This window comes from Stenotrophomonas maltophilia, assembly GCF_047782825.1.
Lineage (GTDB): Bacteria > Pseudomonadota > Gammaproteobacteria > Xanthomonadales > Xanthomonadaceae > Stenotrophomonas.
This window is the reverse complement of record NZ_CP180589.1, coordinates 1,370,260-1,393,309: the sequence shown is the minus strand read 5'-3', so window position 1 is coordinate 1,393,309 and position 23,050 is coordinate 1,370,260. Positions and strand designations below refer to the sequence as shown.

Sequence of the window (23,050 nt, the reverse complement as noted above, 5' to 3'; positions counted from 1 at the left end):
CGCCGTCTCCTGATCCACGTTTCCGCTTAGCTGCCGGCGCCAGCGGCAGCCTTCCCTGCCTTCGTCATTTTGACGAGGGGCAGGGCGGCTGTTGCCCGTCGACGGCATTTCCCAGGAATTCCTCCATGGACTTTTCCCGTTTCTTCATCGACAGGCCGATCTTCGCGGCGGTGCTGTCGATCGTGATCTTCGCCGCCGGCCTGATCTCGATCCCGTTGCTGCCGATCGGCGAGTACCCCGAAGTGGTGCCGCCGTCGGTGGTCGTGCGCACGGTCTACCCGGGCGCCAACCCCAAGGTCATCGCTGAAACCGTGGCCACCCCGCTGGAAGAGGCGATCAACGGCGTCGAGGGCATGATGTACCTCAAGTCGGTGGCCGGCTCCGATGGCGTGCTGCAGATGACCGTCACCTTCCGCCCGGGCACCGACCCGGACGCGGCGGCGGTGAAGGTGCAGAACCGCGTGGCGCAGGCGCAGGCGCGTCTGCCCGAGGACGTGCGCCGGCAGGGTGTGACCACCCAGAAGCAGTCGCCAACGTTCCTGATGGTGGTGCACCTGACTTCGCCCAATGGCAAGTACGACACCCTGTACCTGCGCAACTACGCCCGCCTGCACGTCAAGGACGCGCTGGCCCGTATCCCGGGCGTGGGTGATGCGCAGATCTTCGGTGGTGGCGACTACGCCATGCGCGCCTGGCTGGACCCGGACAAGGTGGCCTCGCGCGGCCTGACCGCCAGCGACGTGGTCGCCGCCATGCGCGAGCAGAACGTGCAGGTCTCGGCCGGCCAGCTCGGTGCGGAACCGCTGCCCAACAGCCAGTTTCTGACCCTGATCAATGCCCAGGGCCGCTTGAAGTCCGAGAAGGAGTTCGGCGACATCGTGCTCAAGAGCGGTACCGATGGCGAGATCGTGCGCCTGTCCGATGTGGCCCGTGTTGAACTGGGCGCCGGCGACTACACCCTGCGCTCGCAGCTGGATGGCAAGAACGCGGTGGGCATCGGCATCTTCCAGGCACCGGGCGCCAACGCGCTGGAAATCCGTGATGCGGTCATCGGCACCATGGACGAGATGCAGAAGACCATGCCGGCCGACGTGAAGTACGAGGCGGTGTATGACACCACCATCTTCGTGCGTGACTCGATCAAGGCCGTGGTGTCCACCCTGCTCGAAGCCATCGCCCTGGTGGTGCTGGTGGTGATCCTGTTCCTGCAGACCTGGCGTGCCTCGATCATTCCGCTGATCGCCGTGCCGGTGTCGGTCGTGGGTACCTTCGCTGCGCTGTACCTGCTGGGCTTCTCGATCAACACGCTGAGCCTGTTCGGTCTGGTGCTGGCGATCGGCATCGTGGTCGACGATGCGATCGTGGTCGTGGAAAACGTTGAGCGCAACATCGAGGAAGGCCTCACCCCGCTTGCGGCGGCCCACCAGGCCATGCGCGAAGTGTCCGGCCCGATCATCGCGATCGCGCTGGTGCTGTGCGCCGTGTTCGTGCCGATGGCCTTCCTGTCCGGCGTCACCGGCCAGTTCTACAAGCAGTTCGCCGTCACCATCGCCATCTCCACGGTGATCTCGGCCATCAACTCGCTGACCCTGTCGCCGGCCCTGGCCGCGCGCCTGCTGAAGCCGCATGATGCCGCCAAGGATGCGCCGACGCGCATCATCGACCGCCTGTTCGGCTGGGTGTTCCGTCCGTTCAACCGCTTCTTCAAGTCCAGCTCGGAGAAGTACGAGCGGGGTGTCTCGAAGATCCTTGGCCGTCGTGGCGCGGTGTTCGTGGTCTACGCGATCCTGCTGGTCGGTACCGGCATGATCTTCAAGCTGGTGCCGCCGGGCTTCATCCCGACCCAGGACAAGCTGTACCTGATCGCCGGCGTGAAGCTGCCGGAAGGCTCGTCCATCGCGCGTACCGATGAAATGCTGCGCAAGGTCGCCAAGATCGCCCAGGAAACCGATGGTGTTGCCCACACCATTTCGTTCCCCGGCCTGAACGCGCTGCAGTTCACCAACACGCCCAACACCGGTGTGGCGTTCATTCCGCTCAAGCCGTTCAACGAGCGCCATGGCCGTACCGCCGCGCAGATCAACGCCGAGATCAACCAGAAGATCGCCGGCCTGCAGGAAGGTTTCGCCTTCGCGATGATGCCGCCGCCGATCCTGGGCCTGGGCAACGGCAACGGCTACCAGATGTTCATCGAGGACCGTGGCAACCTGGGTTACGGCGCGCTGCAGAACGCCGTGCAGGCCATGCAGGGCACCGTTGCGCAGACCCCGGGCATGGCCTTCCCGATCACCAGTTACCAGGCCAACGTGCCGCAGCTGGATGCGGAAGTGGACCGTGTGAAGGCCAAGGCGCAGGGCGTGCAGCTCACCGAACTGTTCGACACGCTGCAGACCTACCTGGGTTCGGCGTATGTGAACGACTTCAACCAGTTCGGCCGTACCTGGCAGGTCATCGCCCAGGCCGACGGCCCCTACCGCGAAAGCGTGGAGGATATCGGCAAGCTGCGTACCCGCAACGACCGCGGCGAGATGGTGCCGATCGGCTCGATGGTGACCATCAAGGAAACCTACGGTCCGGACCCGGTGCTGCGCTTCAACGGTTACCCGGCAGCCGATCTGGCCGGTGAAGCCGATCCGCGCCTGCTGTCCTCGGCCGAAGCGATGAACAAGCTGACCGAAATCGCCGGCAAGGTGCTGCCGGTGGGCATGACCACCGAATGGACCGACCTGAGCTACCAGCAGGCCACCCAGGGCAAGGCCGCCTTCATCGTGTTCCCGGTGGCGATCATGCTGGCCTTCCTGGTGCTGGCGGCGCTGTACGAAAGCTGGTCGCTGCCGCTGGCGGTGATCCTGATCGTGCCGATGACCCTGCTGTCGGCCCTGTTCGGTGTGTGGATGACCGGCGGTGACAACAACGTGTTCGTGCAGGTCGGCCTGGTGGTGCTGATGGGCCTGGCGTGCAAGAACGCGATCCTGATCGTCGAATTCGCCCGCGAACTGGAAATGGGCGGCAAGGGCATCGTGGAAGCCGCGCTGGAAGCCTGCCGCCTGCGTCTGCGCCCGATCGTGATGACCTCCATCGCGTTCATCGCCGGCACCGTGCCGCTGGTGCTGTCCCATGGTGCAGGCGCCGAAGTGCGCTCTGTCACCGGCATCACGGTGTTTGCCGGCATGCTGGGCGTGACCCTGTTCGGCCTGTTCCTGACCCCGGTGTTCTACGTGGCCCTGCGCAAGTTCGTCACCCGCAACGGCGGTGGCCAGCTGGTGCAGCACGGTGAACCCACCATCCATCACTGACATGCACTCCCGCGGTCGCTGCCCCGAGCGGCGGCCGCTTCCCCCAAACCAAGGCATGAATCCATGAACACCCATCAGAACAAGATCGCGCTGGTCACCGGCGCCACCCGTGGCATCGGCCTGGAAACCGTGCGCCAGCTGGCCCAGGCCGGCGTGCACACGCTGCTGGCCGGCCGCAAGCGCGAAACCGCGGTGGAGCAGGCGCTGCTGCTGCAGGGCGAAGGCCTGCCGGTGGAAGCCATCCAGCTGGACGTGACCGATGCGGCCAGCATTGCCGAAGCGGTCGAGCAGGTGCGCCAGCGCCATGGCCGCCTGGACATCCTGGTCAACAACGCCGGCATCATGATCGAGAACCCGGCACAGGCCCCGTCCGAGCAGTCGCTGGACACCTGGCACCGCACCTTCGATACCAACGTGTATGCGCTGGTTGCCGTCACCCAGGCCTTCCTGCCGCTGGTCAAGCAGGCCAAGTCCGGCCGCATCGTCAACGTGTCCAGCATTCTCGGCTCGCAGACCCTGCACGCCGACCCGAACTCGGGCATCTACGATTTCAAGGTCCCGGCCTACAACGCCTCCAAGGCGGCGGTGAACAGCTGGACCCTGGCCCTGGCCTACGAGCTGCGCAACACCCCGATCAAGGTCAACACCGTGCACCCGGGCTATGTGAAGACCGACATGAACGGTGGCAACGGCGAAATCGAGATCAGCGAAGGTGCCCGTTCCAGCGTGGAAATGGCGCTGATCGGCGAAGCCGGCGCCAGTGGCAGCTTCACCTACCTGGGCGAGGTGCTGCCATGGTGATCCGCACGTTGGCGGTGGCCATCTCCAGCCTGGTGCTGGCCGGGTGTGTCAGCGTCGGCCCCAACTACAAGGCCCCGCTGCAGGAGCCGGTGGCCCTGCAGGGCGCACAGCAGGCGGTGTTCAGTACCGCTTCGCCAGTGGCCAGCTGGTGGGCACAGTTCGATGATCCGGTGCTGGAAGAACTGGTGCACGGCGCACTGTCGGACAACCTGGACCTGCGCGTGGCCGTGGCCCGCGTCAGCCAGGCCCGTGCGGTGTTTGTTGAAAGCCGCTTCGACCAGGCGCCGCACATCACCGCAGGCGGCAGCTACGACCGCCGCAAGCAACCCGATCCGCAGCTGGGTGGGCAGCGGGTGTTCAGTGAAAGCTACCAGCTCGGCTTCGATGCGGGCTGGGAGCTGGATCTGTTCGGCCGCAAGCGCCGCGCTGCAGAAGCCGCACGCGCCGACCTCGGTGCCGAGCAGGCCAACCTGGCCGATGCACAGGTACTGGTCGCCGCCGAGGTAGCGCGCAACTACTTCGAGCTGCGTGGCACGCAGAAGCGCATCGCGGTGGCCCAGCACACGCTGGAAAACCTGCGCGATACGCAGAAGCTGACCGAGGCGCGCTGGGAACTGGGTGCCGGCAGCGAACTGGATGTGCAGAGCAGCCGCGCCCGCCTGAAGGCGATCGAGGCCGACATCCCGCTGCTGGAAGTGTCCGAGGCGCAGTCGCGCAATCGCCTGGCCGTGTTGCTGGGCCAGCGCCCGGAAGTGCTGACCGCCATGCTCGCCCCGCAGGACGTGCCGGCATTCGCCAAGGCATTGCCGCTGGGTGACACCCGCGAACTGCTGCGCCAGCGTGCCGACGTACGCGTGGCCGAACGCCGCCTGGCCGCCGCCACCGCCCGCGTGGGCGTGGCCACCGCCGATCTGTTCCCGCGGCTGTCGCTGTCCGGCTTCGTCGGCTTCCTGGGCGGCGATGCCAGCGGCCTGGTCAACGGCAACAACAAGGCGTGGTCGCTGACCCCGTCGCTGAGCTGGGCCGCGTTCGACTTCGGTACCGTGCGTGCACGCCTGCGTGCCAGCAAGGCCGAGGCCGAGGGTGTGGCCGCGCAGTACGAACAGGCCGTGCTGCTGGCACTGGAAGACACCGAAAACGCGCTGACCCGCTATTCCAAACAGCAGGCGCGGCTGGCCATCGTGGTCGAACAGGCGCAGGCGGCGCGGCGTGCCGAATCGTTGGCGCAGATCCGCTTCCGCGAGGGTTCGGAGGACTTCCTGACCCTGCTGGATGCGCAGCGTACGCAGCTGGCGGCCGACGACGCCCTGGCTGCGGCCGAAGCCGAGGTCAACGTCAGCGTGGTGGGTGTCTACAAGGCACTGGGCGGCTGGGGACAGTCGCCGCAGCCGCCCAGCGTGGCGCAGGTGCAGTAACCGGATGGGGACGCAGGTACAGGCCTGCGTCCCCTTTCGCTCCGGGGCTCCCTGGGCTGGCAACCGGCTCAGGGCAGGGCGCACGCCATCGCCGGCGTTCTCGCCCTGATGACGTTTCTGACTCTGCCGGAAGCCGCGCGCGCCGTGTAACTAGTGGGACAGTTCCCAACGAGCAGCGGCCATGAGCGAAGACAAGCAATCGACCCGGCGGATGTTGTTCGGCGACCCCGGCCTGCCGGGCGCCGGCCTGTCGGTGGCTGTGGTGGTGCTGCTGCTGTTGGGCGGCCTGGCCGTGGCGATCGGCGTCCTGCGCCTGCCTGATTCCATGCTCGGCCCCAGCCTGATCGGCATCGGCGTGTTCCTGGCCGTTGTCGCCCGCATCTGCCAGGCGCGCGACCAGCATCAGGCGCTGTACCGCCTGCTGGACCGGCGGCCACCGCCGTAACGGTGGCCGCAGCGGCTCAGTTCGCCGGCCAGTCCAGCTCGACCACCAGCGGGAAGTGGTCCGACGGCAGTACGCCGCCGATACGGCGATCATCGGTGGTGAAGCTGCGCGCGTGGAAGCCGCGCACCAGCACCCAGTCCAGCTGCACGGTGGCCTTGCCGGTGAAATCATGGAAGGTCGTGCGCGGGCCCTTCGGCGCCTTCACCTGGGTGCGGGTGTCCTGCAGCACGCGGGTGAAGGCCTTGTAGGTCTCGCTGCCCGGCTCGGTATTGAAGTCCCCGGTCAACACCACCGGCAGATCGGCCGGCAGCGACTGCAGACGCGTGGCGATCAGCTCGGCGCCCTTGATGCGGCGCGGTTCGTCCTCGTCGCGGTAGGGCAGGTGGGTGTCCATGAAGTAGAAGCGGCGGCCATCATCCAGGCGGCGGAACAGCGCCCAGGTGACCATGCGCGGGTACAGGTTGCCCCAGGTGATGCTGCCCGGCACGTCCGGCGTATCGGACAGCCAGAAGTCGCCCGATTCCTCGATGGCCAGCACCTTGGTGTCGTAGAACACGCCCATGTGTTCGTCACCTTCACCACCGCGGCGGCCCTGGCCGAACCAGCGGTAGCCGGGCAGGTGCGCGGCCAGGTAGGTGGCCTGTTCCTGCACCAGTTCCTGGGTGCCGATCACCGCCGGGTGGGCATCGAGGATGACCTTGACCATCGCCTGGCGGCGGTCGTCCCAGCGCTTGCCGGGGTCGGTATCGGCCGGCGTGCGCACATTGAAGGACATCACCTTCAGCGGGGCGGGCGGGGTGGCTGCCCAGGCAGCGGCGGGCAGAGCCAGGGCCAGCAGCGCACACAGTGCGGGCCGGCGAAGACGCGACAACATCGTGGAATCCCTCCATTCCATGAAAACGGTTTCACGGAGCATGCCATGGAAGGCCGGGGCAGGGGTATGCCGGGATGGGCGGCTGGCAGGGGCCGGGCGACCGCTGGGGCCGCCCGGCAGACCGCAGGGTGCGCGATCAGGGGTCGTACATCATCCCGTTCTCGTCGCGGTTGTAGTGATCCTGCTCGACGCGGGTGCCGTCGTCATAGATCGCATACAAGGTGCAACGCTGGTGCACGCCGAAGCCGGCATGGAAGGGAACGCACTGCTCATCCAGCCAGACCAGCTCGGCCGCATGTACCGGCGCCGAAGGCGCCAGCGCGGCGAGTGCCAGCACGGCACTGAAAGCACCGGCAAACCATTTCCTGTGCAGCATTGAACACACTCCTTATGTCAGGGGTCTTGAACGCGCTTCGCAGGCGGCCCCGCAGGGGCCACGGCCTCAGTCAAACGGGATGTACCAGATGCCGTTCTGGTCGATCCAGTATTCCGAGGTGAACACCGAGCCATCGGGCAGGGTGCGGGTCACCGTGCAGCGCTGGTGCACCACGTTCGGTCCCATCCTCACCGGTACGCACTGGGTGGTGGACGTCCCGGGAAGGCCGGCGGCGGAAACTCCTGCCGGTGAAAGGGCTGCTGCGGCCAACATCAGTGCGGCCAGCGGAGCCAGTTGCAGTTTCATAAGCATCATCCTTGCTTTCTGCAATCGCGCACATGCGCGTGCCTTGTGTAACACGGGGCGGGCAGGGGTGGTAGCTGCGTAGCAGCATGGGGAGAGCTTGCGCGATTTGACGCATTTCGACGCCTCGGGAAAGATACGCCCCTGTTCCGGGCCAGCCATACAGCCACGCCCTCCCCCCATGAGGAGTTCACGTGCTGAGATATTCGCGGCTGACGGTCGCCATTTCGTTGCTGGTCTGCGCCCAGGCCCACGCCCAGCAATCACCCCCCACGCCGCAGACGCTGGACAAGGTTGTTGTCACCGCCTCGCGCACCGGCCAGGACGCGGCCACCGCACCGCAGACGGTGGTGATCATCGGCAAGGCGCAGATCGAGCAGCAGCTGCGCCTGAGCAGCAATTCGTCCGATGTGCTGTCCAGCCTGCTGCCGTCGTACACGCCCAGCCGCGGCAAGATGAACGGCAGTGGCGAAACCCTGCGTGGCCGTACGCCGCTGATCCTGGTCGATGGCATCCCGCAGTCCAATCCGCTGCGCCCCACCGGCCGCGAAGCGCACACCATCGATTACGCGCTGGTCGAGCGCATCGAGGTCATCCAGGGCGCCAATGCGATGAACGGCCTGGGCGCCACCGGCGGCACCATCAACCTGATCACCCGTCGCCCGGAGCCGGGCGAGGTCAACCAGCACCTGGGCGTGCAGACCACCGTGCCGACGTCGGAACTGCGTGGTGAAACCACCGGCTACCGGGCCGATTACCGCATCAGCGGCAGCAAGGGAAAGTGGGATTACCTGCTGGGCGGCGGTTATGAAGACCAGGGCCTGTGGGTGGACGGCGATGGCACGCCGATCGGCGTGGACGTCACCCAGGGCGACCTGATGTCGACCCGCGCCTACAACCTGCATGCCAAGCTGGGTTACTGGATCGATGACAACCAGGAACTGCAGTTCAGCAGCAACCGCTACCGCATCAAGTCCAAGGCCGAATACCTGCCGGTGGCCGGCAACCGCGACCAGGGCATCGCCACCACCTCGGTGCGTGGCACGCCGCCGGGCACGCCCGCCTGGAACGATGTCTGGACCACCGGCCTGAGCTACACCCACCACGACCTGGCGGGCATGGAGCTGAAGGCGATGGTGTTCAACCAGGAATTCGAAGGTCTGTTCGGCGCGGACAATTCGTCCACCTTCCAGGACCCGCTGATCGCCCCGGTCGGCAGGTTGTACGACCAGTCACGCTCGACCGCCTCCAAGTGGGGTTCCAAGACCAGCCTCGGCCGCGATGACCTGCTGGGTGGCGATCTGAAGATCACCGCGGGCGTGGATACGCTGCGCGACAGCGGCAAGCAGGATCTGTACGGTACCGGCCGCACCTACGTGCCCGATTCACGCTACAGCAGCGTGGCCGGCTTCGTGCAGGCCGACTACAAGCTGCTGCCGCAGCTGACCGTGCAGGGCGGCTGGCGCCGCGAAGAGGCCGACCTGCGCATCGACAGCTACACCACGCTGTACCGCTACAACCGCGTGGCGGTGCAGGGCGGCAAGCTGAAGTTCCAGCAGAACCTGCGCAACATCGGCCTGGTGTATGCGCCGACCGAACGCTTCAACACCTACGCCAGCTATTCGGAAGGCTTCGGCATGCCCGATGTCGGCCGCGTGCTGCGTTCGATCAACACCCCCGGCACCAGCGTGGAATCGCTGCGCTCGCTGCAGCCGCTGCTGACCCGCAACAGCGAGATCGGCGTGCGTTACCGCTCGCCATCGTGGGAAGCCGAAGCCAGTGCCTTCCAGTCGCGCTCGGAATACGGCACACGCGTGATCGCGGTGGACGGTGCATTCCAGCTGGCCCGCGAGAAGACCGCCATCGAAGGCCTGGATGCCAGCGTGCGTTACCGTCTGAATGATGCGCACCGCCTGGGCCTGTCCTATGCGTGGACGCGTGGCCGCTACGACAGCAATGCCGACGGTCGACTCGATGCCCGCCTGGATGGCCTGAACATCGCACCGAACCGCGTGATCGCCACCTGGTCGGCGCAGTGGACGCCGGAACTGTCGACCTTCCTGCAGGGGCAGTACGCCTTCAGCCGCAACTTCGACGAGGCCGCCAAGGAATTCAGCGGCTACGCGCTGTTCGACCTGGGCGTGGACTACCGGCTTGCCAAGGGCAAGGTGAACCTGGGCATTGCCAACCTGCTCGACCGTCAGTACATCACGTACTACTCGCAGAGCGCGCTGATTGAACCGGCGCGGTATTTTGCCGGGCGTGGGCGCACGGTTACGCTGGGTTACAGCCTGGATTTCTGAGCTGAAGCGCGGGCAGGATCATTCCTGCCCGCTGTCGTGCGCCTGCATGTCCTCATGCAGGATGCGCCGCAGTTCGACGATGGCCGGGGTGGCTTCCTGCACGCTGTGCCCGGACACGATCACCTTCTCCGATACCGCATTGGGCAGGTGCGAGCTCCAGTACGGCACCAGCCCGTCATCGGTCTTTTCCAGCGGGCCATCGGCGCTGGCGCGCGCGATGATCGAGTGATAGCGCACGCGCGGTGACATCGGCAGGTCAGCCACGGCTTTCACGAAGGGATCGTCCTTGTCCAGGTTCTGGATGCTGTTCATCTGGTAGCCCTGCTTGGCGTCCTTGGCGTCGAAGCTGCCGCCATCATCTACGCCAGCCACATCCTCCAGCACGGTCAACGGCAGGCGCACCAGGCGGCCGATCCAGCGGCCGAGTCGGGTGCCGGCCACATCCGTGCCCCGGTGCGGGGTAGCGATGAACACGACCCGCGAGATTTCCCGCTCGGGTTTGAAGGTCAGCAGTGGTGCGCCGCGGGTACGCAGCAGTTCCCGCTGCCGGGGGCTCAGCTTGGCCGTTGCCAGCAACGTGTCCATCAGGTGGTCGCCGGACGAAGACACCAGCAGGCGCGAGATGACCCCGCCCATGCTGTGCGCGACCACCACCATGTCATGCGAGGCCTGCGCCTTTCCGGTCGGATCATAGTGCTGCATCACATCATCCAGCGTGTGCCGGATGGCATCGTGGCTGAGGGCGATGGGCATGTTGGTGGGGTAGTAGAACTGCCACACTTGGAACTCACGACGGATGTCGTCGTCGCGCATCAGTTCGTTGGCCACGTTCACCCAGGCCTCCGGGCTGCTGGCCAGGCCATGGATCATCAGCAGCACCCGGCGGTTGGGATCGTACGGCTGCAGCATGAACAGGTGCGGCCGATCAATGCCGCCCTTGCTGCCGAACAGGCTGCGCAGCGACTGCCGGCTGAAATTGGCGCGCGCCAGCCACAATGCGTAGCCGGCGGTGAAGTTGGCGGCCAGCGGAACCTTCTGCCCGTGCAGTTCAACGGCCGCGATCTGGTAGGGATCATGGATCTCCACGGTCGGCGTTTCGTCGTGCAGGACTTCCCACAGGTTGGCACCGGAGAAGCGCAGCAGCACCGTGATCGACGGGGAGGGCATACCGCTCCAGCTCGGTGCGTGAGGCGTGCTGTCAGCGGCTGCCTTGCCACCTGCGTGTGCCGCCACCAACCCGTCGCTGGCCGGGTCCGCCATGACCGCCACCAGTTCGGCGCCGAAGCCATCGCGCCGCTGCACCCGCCGCAGGGTGCCGGTGAAGGACAGCGAGGCGGCCGGTACCAGTTCGATGGGTTGGCGTGTGTCCTGCACAACGCCGGCGTCTGCGGGCGCCAGCACGAAGGTCCAGCGGCCCAGTTGCAGGCGGCCATCCTCATTGCGCACCTGCTGGCTCGAATAGGCGTCGAACAGCATGACCGCCGCTTCCTGCGCGGCCAGGTTGTAGTAATCGCGAACCTGGGTCTGGCGATCCTCGAAACCGCGCTGGTTGGCGGTGCGTTCGGTGAAGAACAGGTACGCATAGGACTGCCGCGCCACCTGCATCCAGGCATCCAGGCGTGGCTGGAAGCCGGCATCGGCCACGATCATGGCCGGCGTGGTGCCGCGCTTGGCTTTCGGCGCGGGCATCGCCATCGCCTGCTGCAGCCACAACTCTGCCAGGGTCGAGCGCTTGTCCTCCTCGCGCACCACGATGCTCGCTTCCATCGCTTCGATGCAGGGCAGGCCCGGCTTTGCACAGGTGGTCTCGTCCAGGCCGGCCACGCGCAGCGTCTCCATCGTGGCCGCGCTAAGCCTGCCAGTGGTGAGGATGTCGCCGCGCTTGAGTGTGATGTACTGGCCCGGGGTGACCGAGGCCACCTGTACCGAAGGGCCGAACTGGCGCAGCGTGGCGCAGCCGCTCAACAGGAGCAGTGCGGTGATGATGAGGGTCGTGTGGCGGATGACGCCCAAGCCCGTGGTTGCCATGCGATCCTCCAGCGCGGTGGCGCCACTCTAGCGGCCGGGGTGTCAACGCGGAAGCACGGGGATAAACGCGCGCTGCACGGACTGTGACACCATCGCGGGCAGTGCTTTTCAGGGACTGACGATGCACCTGCTGGAAACGCGGATTCCGCCACCGCTGGTGATGCTGCTGTGCGCGGCGTTGGGCTATGCGCTGGCCCGCGCCTGGCCGTGGCCCTCTCTGCCGGTGCCGGGCTGGATGGCGTTGCTGGTGATGCTGCTGGGCCTGGCCCTGAACCTGCTGCCCAAGCTGGCCTTCCGCCGCGCGCGGACCACGGTCAATCCGCTGCGCCCGGCCGCCGCCACGTCGCTGGTGACCGGCGGCATCTACCGCCACACGCGCAACCCGATGTACCTGGGGCAGGCGCTGGTGCTGCTGGGCGGAATGCTGTGGCTGGGCAGTGCGGGGACACTGCTGGTGGTGCCCCTGTTCGTCGCCTGGATCACCCGCTTCCAGATCGTGCCCGAGGAGCGGGTGCTGTCTGCCCGGTTCGGCGCGGACTATGCCGCCTTCCGGCGCGAGGTGCGGCGCTGGCTGTAGGGCAGGGTGCCTGCGCTCAGCCTGCGATCTGGCAGGTCACCGACGCCGAGTAACCCTCGTAGTCATCGGCGGCGCCGACGTGCAGGGTGTGCTTTGCATCCACCTTGCGGATGTACGAGGGCGCTTCGGTTTCCGCGTCTTCATTGACCGTGGTGACCGAAAGACGGCGGCCCACCTGCTCGGCGGTCACGTCCTTCAGGTAGACATGCAGGCTCCTGCTGCCGCCCGGGGCGATGTCGACGCTGGCGCTGTCCACGGTGCCGCCGAACAGGGCGACGTTGCCCCCTTTCGCCTCGAATACGCCGCCCGGCACATGGGTCAGGCCCGCGGCCTGCAGTGCCTTTTCGGCCTGGGCCTGGGTGAAATCCGAGCCAGCCTTGCAGGCCAGCAGGGTTTCCAGATCCGCAGTGCCCTTCTCCGAAGGCGCGGCGGCGAGGGCGGAGCAGCTGGCCAGGGCGAGAAGCAGGGCGGTCGCGGGGCGTTTCATGGCAGGTCCTTCTGATGTCGGGCGGCGGCGGTTGGGCGCGGCAGGCGCACCGTTGCACCAGCCGGGTGTGGGACAGCCCGCAGGCGACTGCACGGGCCGAAGCGCGGAGCTCAGACCATGCGCACGCCGGCGGCGTCGGTATCCACGGTGATGATCTCGATCAACGCCCACAGGCCGGTGATGACGACGCCGATGATGAGCCAGCCGAGCAGCAGGGTGATCAGCAATTGGGCGACGCCGCGCCCGTGGTAGCCGGCGTAGAAGTTGTGGATGCCCAGGCCGCCGAGGAACAGGCCCAGCAGAACGTAGGCGACACGGGCGCGCGCGACCGGTTGCGGTTGTGCGTACGGGGCGGCGTACACCGGTGCCGCCTGCAGCGGCGGCGGGGTCGGCGGGTGGCGCCGATCGGGGCGCCGCAGCCGACGCAACTGGTGGCCTTGTCACTCACTTCGCGGCCACACTCCATGCAACTCACCAAAGCCATCGTCCTGTTCCCTGTGCTGGGCGGGAGATCCGCCGGTCCAAAGCAACATTATCGGTGGTCTGGAGGGAAATGCAGCCGTGGCGCAGGCAACAAAAAAGCCGGACCCCAATCGACGGGAGTGTCCGGCTTTTCGTGCCCCGAAGGGCGGTACAGATGGTGGAGGTGGGCGGAATTGAACCGCCGTCCGAAGGCACTCCATCCCCAGCACTACATGCTTAGCTCACCGTTGAATCTCATCCCCGAGCAGCACGGTGTGCAAAGCGCACCCGGGAACCAGCCTGTTGTGTTCTAGTGCCGGACTGACAGGCAGCCGCCCAGCGCGATTCCATGATAATGACTCTACGCTGCGAGCATGGACACAAGCAGTTTCGAGGCTCCGCCTAAGTCGGCAGAAGGTCACGCACCGCAGTTTTTAGGCTGCGAGAGCGACCGGAGCGTAGTTGTCGTCGTTGGCAACTAGAGTTTTGCAGCTGGATTTACGAGGACAGCTACCCCCTCGGCATGCGCCAGGCGACTTCACAACCCCCGTCGAAACCAATGCACCCCCGGTTTCTTCAAGTTCTGCAAGGTACAAGGCCGATTCCGTGTCGCCACGGGCAAGGCCTGCCCAACGGTTGCAATCCTACGGCAAAACAGCTGAACAGTCACCTCTGCCGGTCTGATCGATTTACGACGCTTTGTAGAGCCACGGTCATAGCGGATTGCTAACTTCATTGGCACGAATTTGCGACACACTGGCGACCAACATCCGAGCCAGAAACGACACGGAGACCCGGGATGACCGATGCCATGCAACAACGCAGCCTGCGACAGCTGGTCGGGCCGGTAGGCGCCGACTACCGCCGCCGCGCGTTGCCCCCCGGCTGGGTCTGGGGTGTGCTGGCAGCGATCCTGGCGGCGGCCTGCCTGACCGCATTGCCGGCGACGGCGGCGGTGTTCCTGGTGGCCAGCGCGGTGGTGGTCTACTGGCCGCGGCGCGACCAGGCCCTGGTGCCGGGCTGGCGCATGCTGGCCCTGGCCGTGCTGGCGGTGATGGCCTGGGGGCCGGATGTCATTGCGCTGTCCTTCGAGCACGGCGCGGCGGTGGCCCTGCTGACCCTGGCCTCGCTGAGCATCCTGACCCATGTCCGCCGCAGCTGGGCGCTGTCGCAGCAGCTGCAGCACCGGGCGGACGCGCTGGATGACCAGCAACTGCTGGCCCTGCTGCCGGAAGACGCAGCCCGGCTGGCCAGGCAGTGGCGCGCCGGCGATGATCGCCACGCGCCGGAACTGGCGGTGGTGATGCACTTGGCGGTGATGCACGCGGCGCTGGCGCCGCGCATGCGCGGGCAGGGCGTGCTGGCGGGCTGACCGCCGGCCTTCCTGTAGAGCCGAGCCCATGCTCGGCTGCCTTGAAAACCAAGTCGAGCATGGCTCGACTCTACAAAAGCGCAGTCGAGCATGGCTCGACTCTACAAACGGCGGTTACGCGTCGCGGTTTCCGCGACGCATCACGCGCTGCTTTTCAATCGCCCAGTCACGGTCCTTGGCGGCATCGCGCTTGTCGTGGGTCTGCTTGCCCTTGGCCAGCGCCACTTCCAGCTTGATCTTGTTCTTGCTCCAGTACATGGCCGTGGGCACGATCGTGTAGCCATCGCGTTCCACCTTGCCGACCAGCTTGTCGATCTCGTTCCGGTGCAGCAGCAGCTTGCGCTCGCGCCGGTCGTTGGCCACCACGTGGGTGGAGGCCTGGATCAACGGGGTGATCTGTGCGCCGATCAGGAAGATCTCGCCCTGCTTCACATAGGCGTAGGCGTCGATGATGTTGCCACGCCCGGCGCGGATCGACTTCACCTCCCAGCCCTGCAGGGCCAGGCCTGCCTCGAAGCGCTCCTCGATGTGGTACTCGTGGCGGGCACGCTTGTTCAACGCGATGGTTTTGTTGGCCGTCGCGTTCTTTGCTTTATCCTTGCCGCTGTTCTTGCTCATTTCCGTATTGTCTCCGATTCGGGCCCGCCCGGTCGATTGCCGAAACGCGCCGTCTTTATGCCTACTATCCGCCGCAGCGCCCTGGTCGAACACTCGGCCGCGCGCATGTTCGACCTGGTCAACGACGTCCAGGCCTATCCGCGCCGCTTCCGCTGGTGCTCGGACGCCCGCATCCTGGAACAGGGCGAGGACCGCCTGGTCGCCCGGCTGGACCTGGGCCTGGGCTCGTTCAGCACCTGGTTCCAGACCGAAAACGCCTTGCAGCGCCCGCACAGCATCGATATGCAGCTGCGCGACGGCCCGTTCAAGCAGCTGCACGGCCGCTGGGAATTCCATGCGCTGGCCGAGGATGCCTGCAAGGTCACCCTGACCCTGGAATTCGAGCCGAAATCGCGCCTGCTCGCGCCGGCGCTGGCGATCGGCTTCCAGGGCCTGGCCGACCGCATGGTCAACGACTTCGTCCGCGTTGCCGACGAGGGCTGAGCGATGATCGAGGTCGAGGTGGTGCTGGCCTGGCCGCAACAGGTGCAGTCACGCCGGGTGCAGCTGGAAGAAGGTGCGACCGTGGCCGATGCCATCGCCGCTGCCGCCATCGAGGGTTCCGCCGACTGCCCGGCCGTGGCCGTACATGGCGTGCTGGCACGCCCGCAGCAGGTGCTGCTGGATGGCGACCGGGTGGAACTGCTGCGACCTCTGCAGGCCGATCCCAAGGACAACCGCCGGCGTCGCGCGCGCGGCGGTTGAGGCCTGGTCCCGTCCCGAAGGACGGGCAGGGGGCTCAGCGGCCCTTCTTTTTCTTGTCCTTGGCCAGGTTGCGACCGAACTGACGCACGGTCTGCTGGGCCAGGGCCTTGTCGTTGGCCGGGAAGTAGTCGCCTTCCCAACGGGTGACAGCATCGTTTTCGAAGTAGACGACGAAGTTCTTCACTTCGGTACGGCCCAGGCGGTTCACGCGCTCGCTGGAGGTGTAGTCCCAGCGCTGGGCGTGGAACGGGTCCGGCACGGACGGGGTGCCGAGCAGCGCATTCACCTGCTGCTTGCTTTGCCCGACCTGCAGCTTGGCCACGGCATCTTCCCGGATCAGGTTGCCCTGATAGATGGGTTGCTTGTAGATGATGCCGCACCCGGTGGTGGACAGGGCGACGGCGGCGACCAACAGAAGATTGCGCATCGGGACTGGCGGTTGGGGAAATCAAACCGATGATACACTCCCGGCGTGCCACCGCGACCCAATCCGAGGCAGCTGGCGCTAAATCGCCAATGAACGGAGACCTATGGAAACCCACGACCTGCGTAAAGTCGGCCTGAAGGTGACCCATCCGCGGATGCGGATCCTGGCGCTGCTCGAGCAGCGCAATGCCCAGCACCACATGACCGCCGAAGACATCTACCGCCAGCTGCTGGAGCACGGCGATGAGATCGGCCTGGCCACGGTGTACCGGGTGCTGACCCAGTTCGAGGCCGCTGGCCTGGTGCTGAAGCACAACTTCGAAGGCGGCCAGGCCGTCTACGAGCTGGACCGCGGCGGCCACCACGACCACATGGTCGATGTGGACAGCGGCAAGATCATCGAGTTCGAAAGCCACGAGATCGAGGAGCTGCAGCGCAAGATCGCCGCAGACCACGGCTACGAGCTGGAAGAGCACTCGCTGGTGCTGTACGTGCGCAAGAAGCGCAAGTAAGGCGCTGCAGCCGGTTGCTGATGTGCGAAGACCCCGGGCTTGCCCGGGGTTTTTCGTTGCTGGGGGCCGTTGTCGGGGTCAGAGCCCTTTGCTGGCGCAAAGGGATCCGACCCCGGCCGACCCCGGGTCGTCCAGTAGATCCACGCCATGCGTGGATGGCCCCATCAGCACCTGCAGATCCACCGCTTCGGCCATCGCCCGGTTGCCCGCATCCCCCGGGTGCAGGTGGTCACCGGAATCGTAGGCCGCGGCCATCCGCGATGGGGCGGCCGGGTCGCGCAGGGCGGCATCCAGGTCGATCACCGCGTCGAACGGGCTGTCCGTGCGCAGCCAAGTATTGAGCTGCTGCCGCAGGGCGTCCTTGTCCGCCGCGTAGTAGTCATCCAACGGCGTACCGGGCAGGGCGCCGGCGAAAGGCGTCAAGGTGGCACCGAGAATGCGCAGCCCACGGGCATGGGCGCGTTCGGCCAGGGCGCGATAGCCGGCCTGCAGCTGGGCCAGCGTCGGCCTGTCCTCGTTGCGGGCGAAGGCCGTGCCCGGCCAGCTGATGTCGTTGATGCCGATCAGGACGATCACGCTGGCTACCCCGGGCTGGTCAAGAACATCACGCTGCAGGCGGGTCAGGGCGGCATCCCCCATGCCGTCGCGCAGCAGGCGTCCGCCGGAGATGCCGGCGTTGACCACGGCCACCCCGTGCGGGGCCAGGCGGGCAGCGAGGTGGTCGGTCCAGCGCTGGTCCTGGTCCAGGCTGGCGGTGGCGCCGTCGGTGATCGAATCGCCCATGACCACCACGCTGCGCGCGCGGGCCGGCGCCTCCACGTCGATACCGGTCAGCATCAGGCGGGCGGTGGTGGGTTCGGCCGCGCGCAGGGTGGTCGCCCGGCTCTGGTCGCCGGGCGCGATCCAGCTGGTCTGCCGGCCATCCCAGTGGAAGCCCTGCAGCGGCGTGGATGCCGGCAGGTAGACGCTGACCTGCACGGCCTGCAGGGCAGCCGTGGGCAGGGCCAGCGGGTCGCTCAGGCGCTCCTGGCCGGGGGCGATCAGCACGCTGGGCTGGCCGTCGAACTGCAGGGGCAGGGGGGCGGTGCCGGCGGCGCTGGCCACGCTGGCCGCACCGATCCGCAACGGCTGCCGACCATAGGCGTTGCTCAGGTGGACCCGCAGCCGCGGTCCGCCCAGGCTGATGCGCGCGCTCTGGCGGAAAGTCTGGTCCTGCAGCTGCGCCGGTACCAAGGTCGGGAACAGGAAGTCCGCGCCCCAGACCGGTTGCGGGCTGGCCTGCCAGCTGGCAACCCAGTGGCTGGGGCTGGCAGGGCCAGCGCTGGCGGTGCCGGACAGGGCGATCAGGGCGGTGGCGGCAAGATGGCGGAGGCGGTTCATCGGGCTGTCCCGGCAGGAGGAGCGGCCATGGTGATTCCGGTGCCATCTGTGAACTAGACTGCGGATGGATAATCATCTGTGAACTGAATTCACCATGGCGCGACCCGACATCAACCGATCCGGCGAACTGGAAGTGTTCGTGCGGGTGATCGAGACCGGCGGTTTTTCCTCCGCAGCGCGCACGCTGGACATGACCCCGTCAGCGGTCAGCAAGCTGGTTGCCCGCCTGGAGCAGCGGCTGGGCACGCGCCTGCTGCAGCGTTCCACCCGGCAACTGCAGCTGACGCCGGAAGGCTGCGCGTTCTATGAGCGGGGTCTGCGCGTGCTGGCCGATCTGGAAGAGGCCGAGCGCTGCGCCAGTGCCCATGCCGAGCCGCGCGGGCGGCTGCGGGTCAATTCCAACGTGCCGTTCGGGCAGCACTTCCTGCTGCCGCTGTTGCCGGCGTTCCTGCAGCAGAATCCCCAGGTGGGCGTGGACCTGACCCTGAACGATGAAGTGATCGATCTGCTGGAGCAGCGCACCGACGTGGCCGTGCGCGCCGGGCCGCTGAAGAGTTCCAGCCTGGTGGCACGGCGGCTGGGCTCGACCCGGATGATGATCGTGGCGGCGCCGGCCTATGCCCGGCAGCAGGGTCTGCCGCGTACGGCCGAGGAGCTGCTGGCGCACAATCGGCTGGATATCGGCCATGCCCGGGCGATGCAAGGCTGGCCTCTGCTGCAGGATGGCCGCGAGCGGATGGTGCTGCCCAATGGCAACGCGCGTGCCAGCAATGGCGATGCGCTGCGCCAACTGGTGCTGGGGGGCCTGGGCATGGCGCGGCTGGCAGCATTCCAGGTGCAGGCCGATATAGCCGCCGGGCGCCTGCTGCCGGTGCTGGAGGAGGCGAACCCGGGTGACCTGGAGGAGGTGCACGCGGTGTTCCTGGGGCAGGGAGGTTACCTGCCGCTGCGGGTGCGTGCGTTCCTCGATTTCCTGGTGGAGCACGTGGATATGGCGCGGCCGCTGGGGTGACACGGTGGTTGTAGCGTCGAGCCATGCTCGACTGCTCTTGGCCGAACGCCAGAAGCAGTCGAGCATGGCTCGACTCTACATGTCGGTTTCGTTCGGGCGCACGATGTAGAGCCGAGCCCATGCTCGGCTCAACGCGGTCAGCCGAGCGAGCTCGACGCTACCAGCAGCTTGCGCGCCGCGGCCCGGGCTTCCTTGCTCACTTCCACGCCGCCCAGCATGCGCGCCAGCTCTTCCTCGCGCGCCTTGATGTCCAGCTTTTCCACCGCGCTCTGGGTCATGCCTTCCACCGGCGCCTTGCTGACCCGGTAATGGGCGTGGCCCTTGGAGGCGACCTGCGGCAGATGGGTGACGCACAGCACCTGCCGCTTCTCGCCCAGGGCGCGCAGCTTCTGGCCGACGATGTCGGCCACCGCGCCACCAATACCGGAATCGACTTCGTCGAACACCATGGTCGGCACGGCATCCAGATCCAGTGCAGCCACTTCGATGGCCAGCGAGATGCGCGACAGCTCACCGCCGGAGGCGACCTTGCGCAGCGCCCGCGGCGGCTGCCCGGCATTGGCGGCCACCAGGAACTCGACGCGCTCGGCACCCTGCGGGTCCGGCTTGCCGCCGTCCTGCGGCTCCAGGTCGATCAGGAACTGGCCGCCGCCCATGCCCAGCTCGGCGATGATGCCGGTGGTGGTGGCCGACAGCTCGGCGGCGGCCTTGCGGCGGCTGGCGCTGAGCACCTCCGCCTGCACGCGCCAGGCAGCAGCGGCCTTCTCGATTTCGCCGGCCAGGCGCTGCAGGCGCTCGTCGGCGCCGCGCAGCTGCTCTACTTCGGCATGCATGCGTTCGCGCTGCGCGCCCAGTTCGTCCATCGGCACGCGGTGTTTGCGGGCCAGGTCGTGCAGGCGGCCGAGGCGACGCTCGTTTTCTTCGAACTGCTCCGGGTCGGCATCCAGGTCGTCGTGCACGCGGTCCAGCAGCGACAGTGCTTCGTGCAGCTGGATCGAGGCGTTCTCGATCAGGCCGTCCACTTCGCCCAGCCGCGGGTCGTGTTCGATCAGCCGCGACAGTTCGTGGCGCACCTGCTGCAGGAGGTCCATGGCCGAGCTGCCGTCGTCGCCGTTGAGCTGGTTGCTGGCTGCCTGGCAGGCGCTCAGCAGGGCGCTGGCGTGGGCCTGGCGGCGGTGGCTGGCGCCCAGCGCGACAATCGACTCGGGTTCCAGGTCTTCCCGGTCCAGCTCGCGCAGCTGGTGCTCAAGGAAGCCGATTCGGTCGGAAACGTCGCCTTGTTGCGACAGGGCCAGCGATTCATCGACCAGGGTCTGCCAGGCCGCTGCGGCGCGGCGCACTTGGCGGCGCTCGTCCTCGTTGCGGGCATAGGCGTCGAGCAGGGCCAGCTGCGACGGGCGCGTCAGCAGGGCCTGCTGCTCGTGCTGGCCATGGATTTCCACCAACCGCCCCGCCAGATCGGCCAGCTGCGCCAGGGTCACCGGGCGGCCGTTGATCCACGAGCGCGAGCCGCCATCGGCGCGGATCACCCGGCGCAGCTGGCACTGGTCCTCGTCATCCAGCTCGTTGTCGGCCAGCCACCGGCGCGCGGCCTGCAGCTGGTCCAGGGCGAACTCGGCCGACAGCTCGGCACGGGCGGCGCCATGGCGGACCACGCCGCTGTCGGCGCGCAGGCCGGACAGGAAGCCGAGCGCGTCGACCATCAGCGACTTGCCGGCGCCGGTCTCGCCGGAAACGACGGTCATGCCCGGCCCGAACTCCAGCTCGGTGGCGCGGACGACGGCGAAATCCTTGATTGAAAGATGTCTGAGCATGGGTACAGGGGTGTCTGAGCCGCGCAACGCTAGCACGCGCGGCGGGGTGGTCCAATGACTTGCCAAGGCGATGCGCCGCCATTATCTAGTGTCCGTGTCTCACAGGTTGATTCCATGCACGGTTCCGCTGACCAGCTTGCCCCGCGTGCGCGCCATCTGCTGCGCACGCTGATCGCGCGTTACATCCAGGATGGTGAGCCGGTCGGCTCGCAGACGCTGGCGCGCGTGGCCGGGCTGGAAGTCAGCTCGGCCACCATCCGCAACATCCTGGGCGACCTGGAGGATCTGGGCCTGCTGGCCTCGCCGCATACCTCGGCCGGGCGCATCCCGACCGCCCACGGCTACCGGGTGTTTGTCGACAGCCTGCTGCAGATGCAGCCGCCGGGCGAGGGTGAGCTGGCCCGCCTGCGCCAGGAACTGGCCGGGGGCGGCAGTACCCAGGCCCTGCTGGGCAGCGCCTCGGAGCTGTTGTCGGCGATGAGTCACTTCGTGGGCGTGGTCAGCGCGCCACGGCGGGAGCAGTTCGCCTTCCGCCAGATCGATTTCGTGGCGCTGGACGGGCGCCGGGTGCTGGCCATCCTGGTATTTGCCGACAATGAAGTGCAGAACCGGGTGATCGAGACCCGCCAGGAGTTCGGGCCAGGCCAGCTGGAACAGGTGGCCAATTACCTCAACGCCCATTTCGCTGGCCTGCCGCTGTCGGACATCCGCACCCGCCTGCTGCTGGAGCTGCGCGAAGCCCGTTCCGAGCTGGAGCAGCTGCTGGCACACAGCATCGAACTGGCCGAACAGGCCCTGCAGCCTCCGGCCGACGACATGCTGGTGGCCGGCCAGACCCGCCTGATGGGGGTGCAGGACCTGTCCGACCTGGAACGCCTGCGCGAGCTGTTCGAGCTGTTTTCCAGCAAGCGCGAGATCCTGCAGCTGCTGGAGCGGACCATCCAGGCCCCGGGCGTACGCATCTTCATCGGCGAAGAGACCGGCATGATGCCGCTGCAGGGGGTCTCGCTGGTCACCGCACCCTATACCGCCAACGGCCAGGTGCTGGGCGTGCTGGGGGTGATCGGCCCCAAGCGGATGGCCTACGACCGCATGATTCCGCTGGTCCAGGCCACCGCCGACGTGCTGGGTGCGGCTTTTTCACCCTCCGGGCGCGGTCCGGGTGCGGCTGACGCTTGAAACGCAGCATCCCGCCCACACTAGGGTGGGTGGAGGCGGAGAGTGACCGCCAGGGACCCAGACATGAACCACGAACATCCAGATATCGAATCCCAGCAGAGTGCCGCCGATGCGGCCGCCGCCGCGGGCGGCAACGACGAGCTCGAGCGCCTGCGCGCCGAGGTCGAGCAGGTCAAGGCCGATGCGCTGCGTGAACGCGCCGACCTGGAAAACCAGCGCAAGCGCGTGGCCCGCGACATCGAACAGGCCCGCAAGTTTGCCAACGAGAAGCTGCTGGGCGAGCTGCTGCCGGTGTTTGACAGCCTGGATGCCGGCCTGAAGGCCGCCGGTGACGACGCCAACCCGCTGCGCGAGGGGCTGGAAATGACCTACAAGCAGCTGCTGAAGGTCGCCGCCGACAACGGCCTGGTCCTGCTGGACCCGACCGGCCAGGCGTTCAACCCCGAACACCACCAGGCCATCAGCCAGGTGCCGGCGCCGGGCGCCGCCCCAGGCAGCGTGGTGACCGTGTTCCAGAAGGGCTACCTGCTGAACGAGCGCCTGCTGCGGCCGGCGCTGGTGGTAGTGGCCGCCGACTGACCCGGCGTTCCAGGCGTACGGCCGCCGGGCCATGCCCGGCGGACCTT

The 23,050-nt window shown here is 67.1% G+C and carries 23 protein-coding genes and 1 other RNA gene; 13 read left to right on the top strand and 11 right to left on the bottom strand.

Going from position 1 to position 23,050, the window contains the following annotated elements:
• Positions 1 to 125 precede the first annotated feature (125 nt).
• From ACM2ZB_RS06345 to ACM2ZB_RS06330, 4 genes are all read left to right on the top strand, one after another.
• Entirely contained in the window at positions 126 to 3,296 is a 3,171-nt protein-coding gene (locus ACM2ZB_RS06345) for an efflux RND transporter permease subunit (RefSeq protein WP_416057886.1), read from the top strand.
• A gap of 63 nt (positions 3,297 to 3,359) precedes the next feature.
• Complete coding sequence (locus ACM2ZB_RS06340; RefSeq protein ID WP_313439490.1) at positions 3,360 to 4,097, top strand: SDR family oxidoreductase; 738 nt, start codon at positions 3,360 to 3,362, stop codon at positions 4,095 to 4,097.
• Positions 4,091 to 5,512 carry an efflux transporter outer membrane subunit gene (locus tag ACM2ZB_RS06335; protein WP_313439492.1) on the top strand — a complete coding sequence of 474 codons (1,422 nt, stop codon included), beginning with the start codon at positions 4,091 to 4,093 and terminating at the stop codon, positions 5,510 to 5,512. Before ACM2ZB_RS06340 ends, ACM2ZB_RS06335 begins: the two co-directional genes overlap by 7 nt.
• 181 nt (positions 5,513 to 5,693) lie before the next feature.
• Positions 5,694 to 5,957 (top strand): hypothetical protein, encoded by a 264-nt coding sequence (locus ACM2ZB_RS06330; RefSeq protein ID WP_313439495.1) that lies wholly within the window; start codon positions 5,694 to 5,696, stop codon positions 5,955 to 5,957.
• 16 nt (positions 5,958 to 5,973) lie between these two features.
• On the opposite strand, the gene ACM2ZB_RS06325 is transcribed toward ACM2ZB_RS06330, so the two are convergent.
• The 3 genes from ACM2ZB_RS06325 to ACM2ZB_RS06315 form a co-directional block, all read right to left on the bottom strand.
• Positions 5,974 to 6,831: an endonuclease/exonuclease/phosphatase family protein gene (locus ACM2ZB_RS06325; RefSeq protein ID WP_416057885.1), complete on the bottom strand. Its 858-nt coding sequence runs from the start codon at positions 6,829 to 6,831 to the stop codon at positions 5,974 to 5,976.
• Positions 6,832 to 6,967: 136 nt separating this feature from the next.
• Complete coding sequence (locus ACM2ZB_RS06320; RefSeq protein ID WP_313439500.1) at positions 6,968 to 7,207, bottom strand: hypothetical protein; 240 nt, start codon at positions 7,205 to 7,207, stop codon at positions 6,968 to 6,970.
• A 66-nt stretch (positions 7,208 to 7,273) separates the two neighbouring features.
• Positions 7,274 to 7,513: a hypothetical protein gene (locus ACM2ZB_RS06315; protein WP_313439503.1), complete on the bottom strand. Its 240-nt coding sequence runs from the start codon at positions 7,511 to 7,513 to the stop codon at positions 7,274 to 7,276.
• A gap of 191 nt (positions 7,514 to 7,704) precedes the next feature.
• On the opposite strand from ACM2ZB_RS06315, the gene ACM2ZB_RS06310 reads away from it, so the two are divergent.
• On the top strand, positions 7,705 to 9,813 hold the full coding sequence (locus tag ACM2ZB_RS06310; RefSeq protein WP_416057884.1) for a TonB-dependent receptor: 2,109 nt from the start codon (positions 7,705 to 7,707) through the stop codon (positions 9,811 to 9,813).
• Positions 9,814 to 9,831: 18 nt separating this feature from the next.
• Here the strand turns inward: ACM2ZB_RS06310 and ACM2ZB_RS06305 are convergent, their stop codons facing one another.
• Positions 9,832 to 11,841, bottom strand: coding sequence for an esterase/lipase family protein (locus ACM2ZB_RS06305; protein WP_416057883.1), 2,010 nt, complete (start codon positions 11,839 to 11,841; stop codon positions 9,832 to 9,834).
• 121 nt (positions 11,842 to 11,962) lie between these two features.
• Here ACM2ZB_RS06305 and ACM2ZB_RS06300 point away from each other — a divergent pair, with 121 nt between their 5' ends.
• On the top strand, positions 11,963 to 12,418 hold the full coding sequence (locus ACM2ZB_RS06300; protein ID WP_416057882.1) for a methyltransferase family protein: 456 nt from the start codon (positions 11,963 to 11,965) through the stop codon (positions 12,416 to 12,418).
• Between the two features lie 16 nt (positions 12,419 to 12,434).
• Here the strand turns inward: ACM2ZB_RS06300 and ACM2ZB_RS06295 are convergent, their stop codons facing one another.
• The 3 genes from ACM2ZB_RS06295 to ssrA all read right to left on the bottom strand — a co-directional run bounded on the left by ACM2ZB_RS06295 (position 12,435) and on the right by ssrA (position 13,936).
• Positions 12,435 to 12,905: a hypothetical protein gene (locus ACM2ZB_RS06295; RefSeq protein ID WP_416057881.1), complete on the bottom strand. Its 471-nt coding sequence runs from the start codon at positions 12,903 to 12,905 to the stop codon at positions 12,435 to 12,437.
• Positions 12,906 to 13,015: 110 nt separating this feature from the next.
• Positions 13,016 to 13,267, bottom strand: coding sequence for an NINE protein (locus ACM2ZB_RS06290; RefSeq protein WP_416057880.1), 252 nt, complete (start codon positions 13,265 to 13,267; stop codon positions 13,016 to 13,018).
• Positions 13,268 to 13,543: 276 nt separating this feature from the next.
• Positions 13,544 to 13,936: a transfer-messenger RNA gene (gene ssrA / locus ACM2ZB_RS06285) on the bottom strand.
• A gap of 230 nt (positions 13,937 to 14,166) precedes the next feature.
• Here ssrA and ACM2ZB_RS06280 point away from each other — a divergent pair.
• Positions 14,167 to 14,739, top strand: a complete 573-nt coding sequence (locus tag ACM2ZB_RS06280) for a hypothetical protein (RefSeq protein ID WP_416057879.1) — start codon at positions 14,167 to 14,169, stop codon at positions 14,737 to 14,739.
• A gap of 114 nt (positions 14,740 to 14,853) precedes the next feature.
• Here ACM2ZB_RS06280 and smpB read toward each other — a convergent pair whose 3' ends face one another.
• On the bottom strand, positions 14,854 to 15,357 hold the full coding sequence (gene smpB / locus ACM2ZB_RS06275; protein ID WP_079221548.1) for an SsrA-binding protein SmpB: 504 nt from the start codon (positions 15,355 to 15,357) through the stop codon (positions 14,854 to 14,856).
• A gap of 57 nt (positions 15,358 to 15,414) precedes the next feature.
• Here smpB and ACM2ZB_RS06270 point away from each other — a divergent pair, with 57 nt between their 5' ends.
• Entirely contained in the window at positions 15,415 to 15,840 is a 426-nt protein-coding gene (locus ACM2ZB_RS06270; protein WP_416057878.1) for a type II toxin-antitoxin system RatA family toxin, read from the top strand.
• A 3-nt stretch (positions 15,841 to 15,843) separates the two neighbouring features.
• A complete protein-coding gene (locus tag ACM2ZB_RS06265; RefSeq protein WP_416057877.1) occupies positions 15,844 to 16,101 on the top strand; it encodes an RnfH family protein in 258 nt (85 codons plus the stop codon).
• A gap of 34 nt (positions 16,102 to 16,135) precedes the next feature.
• On the opposite strand, the gene ACM2ZB_RS06260 is transcribed toward ACM2ZB_RS06265, so the two are convergent.
• Positions 16,136 to 16,528 carry an outer membrane protein assembly factor BamE gene (locus tag ACM2ZB_RS06260; RefSeq protein WP_313439523.1) on the bottom strand — a complete coding sequence of 131 codons (393 nt, stop codon included), beginning with the start codon at positions 16,526 to 16,528 and terminating at the stop codon, positions 16,136 to 16,138.
• 103 nt (positions 16,529 to 16,631) lie between these two features.
• On the opposite strand from ACM2ZB_RS06260, the gene fur reads away from it, so the two are divergent.
• The gene (gene fur / locus ACM2ZB_RS06255; protein WP_005409235.1) at positions 16,632 to 17,039 is read left to right on the top strand and encodes a ferric iron uptake transcriptional regulator; all 408 of its coding nucleotides are present in this window, start codon (positions 16,632 to 16,634) and stop codon (positions 17,037 to 17,039) included.
• A 78-nt stretch (positions 17,040 to 17,117) separates the two neighbouring features.
• Here fur and ACM2ZB_RS06250 read toward each other — a convergent pair whose 3' ends face one another.
• Positions 17,118 to 18,419, bottom strand: a complete 1,302-nt coding sequence (locus ACM2ZB_RS06250) for an SGNH/GDSL hydrolase family protein (RefSeq protein WP_416057876.1) — start codon at positions 18,417 to 18,419, stop codon at positions 17,118 to 17,120.
• Positions 18,420 to 18,513: 94 nt separating this feature from the next.
• Between ACM2ZB_RS06250 and ACM2ZB_RS06245 the strand changes: the two genes are divergently transcribed.
• Positions 18,514 to 19,431: a LysR family transcriptional regulator gene (locus ACM2ZB_RS06245; protein ID WP_416057875.1), complete on the top strand. Its 918-nt coding sequence runs from the start codon at positions 18,514 to 18,516 to the stop codon at positions 19,429 to 19,431.
• A gap of 137 nt (positions 19,432 to 19,568) precedes the next feature.
• Here ACM2ZB_RS06245 and recN read toward each other — a convergent pair whose 3' ends face one another.
• Positions 19,569 to 21,245: a DNA repair protein RecN gene (gene recN, locus ACM2ZB_RS06240; RefSeq protein WP_416057874.1), complete on the bottom strand. Its 1,677-nt coding sequence runs from the start codon at positions 21,243 to 21,245 to the stop codon at positions 19,569 to 19,571.
• A gap of 114 nt (positions 21,246 to 21,359) precedes the next feature.
• Between recN and hrcA the strand changes: the two genes are divergently transcribed.
• Together hrcA and grpE are read left to right on the top strand one after the other, a co-directional pair.
• Positions 21,360 to 22,424 carry a heat-inducible transcriptional repressor HrcA gene (gene hrcA / locus ACM2ZB_RS06235; RefSeq protein ID WP_416057873.1) on the top strand — a complete coding sequence of 355 codons (1,065 nt, stop codon included), beginning with the start codon at positions 21,360 to 21,362 and terminating at the stop codon, positions 22,422 to 22,424.
• A 63-nt stretch (positions 22,425 to 22,487) separates the two neighbouring features.
• Positions 22,488 to 23,003 carry a nucleotide exchange factor GrpE gene (gene grpE, locus ACM2ZB_RS06230; RefSeq protein ID WP_313439537.1) on the top strand — a complete coding sequence of 172 codons (516 nt, stop codon included), beginning with the start codon at positions 22,488 to 22,490 and terminating at the stop codon, positions 23,001 to 23,003.
• The last annotated feature ends 47 nt before the right edge of the window (positions 23,004 to 23,050 follow it).

Bases quoted from the DNA above. Each gene is read 5' to 3' on its own strand.
- ACM2ZB_RS06345 (WP_416057886.1), top strand. From the start codon at position 126: ATGGACTTTTCCCGTTTCTTCATCGACAGGCCGATCTTCGCGGCGGTG.
- ACM2ZB_RS06340 (WP_313439490.1), top strand. From the start codon at position 3,360: ATGAACACCCATCAGAACAAGATCGCGCTGGTCACCGGCGCCACCCGT.
- ACM2ZB_RS06335 (WP_313439492.1), top strand. From the start codon at position 4,091: ATGGTGATCCGCACGTTGGCGGTGGCCATCTCCAGCCTGGTGCTGGCC.
- ACM2ZB_RS06330 (WP_313439495.1), top strand. From the start codon at position 5,694: ATGAGCGAAGACAAGCAATCGACCCGGCGGATGTTGTTCGGCGACCCC.
- ACM2ZB_RS06325 (WP_416057885.1), bottom strand. From the start codon at position 6,831: ATGTTGTCGCGTCTTCGCCGGCCCGCACTGTGTGCGCTGCTGGCCCTG.
- ACM2ZB_RS06320 (WP_313439500.1), bottom strand. From the start codon at position 7,207: ATGCTGCACAGGAAATGGTTTGCCGGTGCTTTCAGTGCCGTGCTGGCA.
- ACM2ZB_RS06315 (WP_313439503.1), bottom strand. From the start codon at position 7,513: ATGAAACTGCAACTGGCTCCGCTGGCCGCACTGATGTTGGCCGCAGCA.
- ACM2ZB_RS06305 (WP_416057883.1), bottom strand. From the start codon at position 11,841: ATGGCAACCACGGGCTTGGGCGTCATCCGCCACACGACCCTCATCATC.
- ACM2ZB_RS06300 (WP_416057882.1), top strand. From the start codon at position 11,963: ATGCACCTGCTGGAAACGCGGATTCCGCCACCGCTGGTGATGCTGCTG.
- ACM2ZB_RS06295 (WP_416057881.1), bottom strand. From the start codon at position 12,905: ATGAAACGCCCCGCGACCGCCCTGCTTCTCGCCCTGGCCAGCTGCTCC.
- ACM2ZB_RS06280 (WP_416057879.1), top strand. From the start codon at position 14,167: ATGACCGATGCCATGCAACAACGCAGCCTGCGACAGCTGGTCGGGCCG.
- smpB (WP_079221548.1), bottom strand. From the start codon at position 15,357: ATGAGCAAGAACAGCGGCAAGGATAAAGCAAAGAACGCGACGGCCAAC.
- ACM2ZB_RS06270 (WP_416057878.1), top strand. From the start codon at position 15,415: ATGCCTACTATCCGCCGCAGCGCCCTGGTCGAACACTCGGCCGCGCGC.
- ACM2ZB_RS06265 (WP_416057877.1), top strand. From the start codon at position 15,844: ATGATCGAGGTCGAGGTGGTGCTGGCCTGGCCGCAACAGGTGCAGTCA.
- ACM2ZB_RS06260 (WP_313439523.1), bottom strand. From the start codon at position 16,528: ATGCGCAATCTTCTGTTGGTCGCCGCCGTCGCCCTGTCCACCACCGGG.
- fur (WP_005409235.1), top strand. From the start codon at position 16,632: ATGGAAACCCACGACCTGCGTAAAGTCGGCCTGAAGGTGACCCATCCG.
- ACM2ZB_RS06250 (WP_416057876.1), bottom strand. From the start codon at position 18,419: ATGAACCGCCTCCGCCATCTTGCCGCCACCGCCCTGATCGCCCTGTCC.
- ACM2ZB_RS06245 (WP_416057875.1), top strand. From the start codon at position 18,514: ATGGCGCGACCCGACATCAACCGATCCGGCGAACTGGAAGTGTTCGTG.
- recN (WP_416057874.1), bottom strand. From the start codon at position 21,245: ATGCTCAGACATCTTTCAATCAAGGATTTCGCCGTCGTCCGCGCCACC.
- hrcA (WP_416057873.1), top strand. From the start codon at position 21,360: ATGCACGGTTCCGCTGACCAGCTTGCCCCGCGTGCGCGCCATCTGCTG.
- grpE (WP_313439537.1), top strand. From the start codon at position 22,488: ATGAACCACGAACATCCAGATATCGAATCCCAGCAGAGTGCCGCCGAT.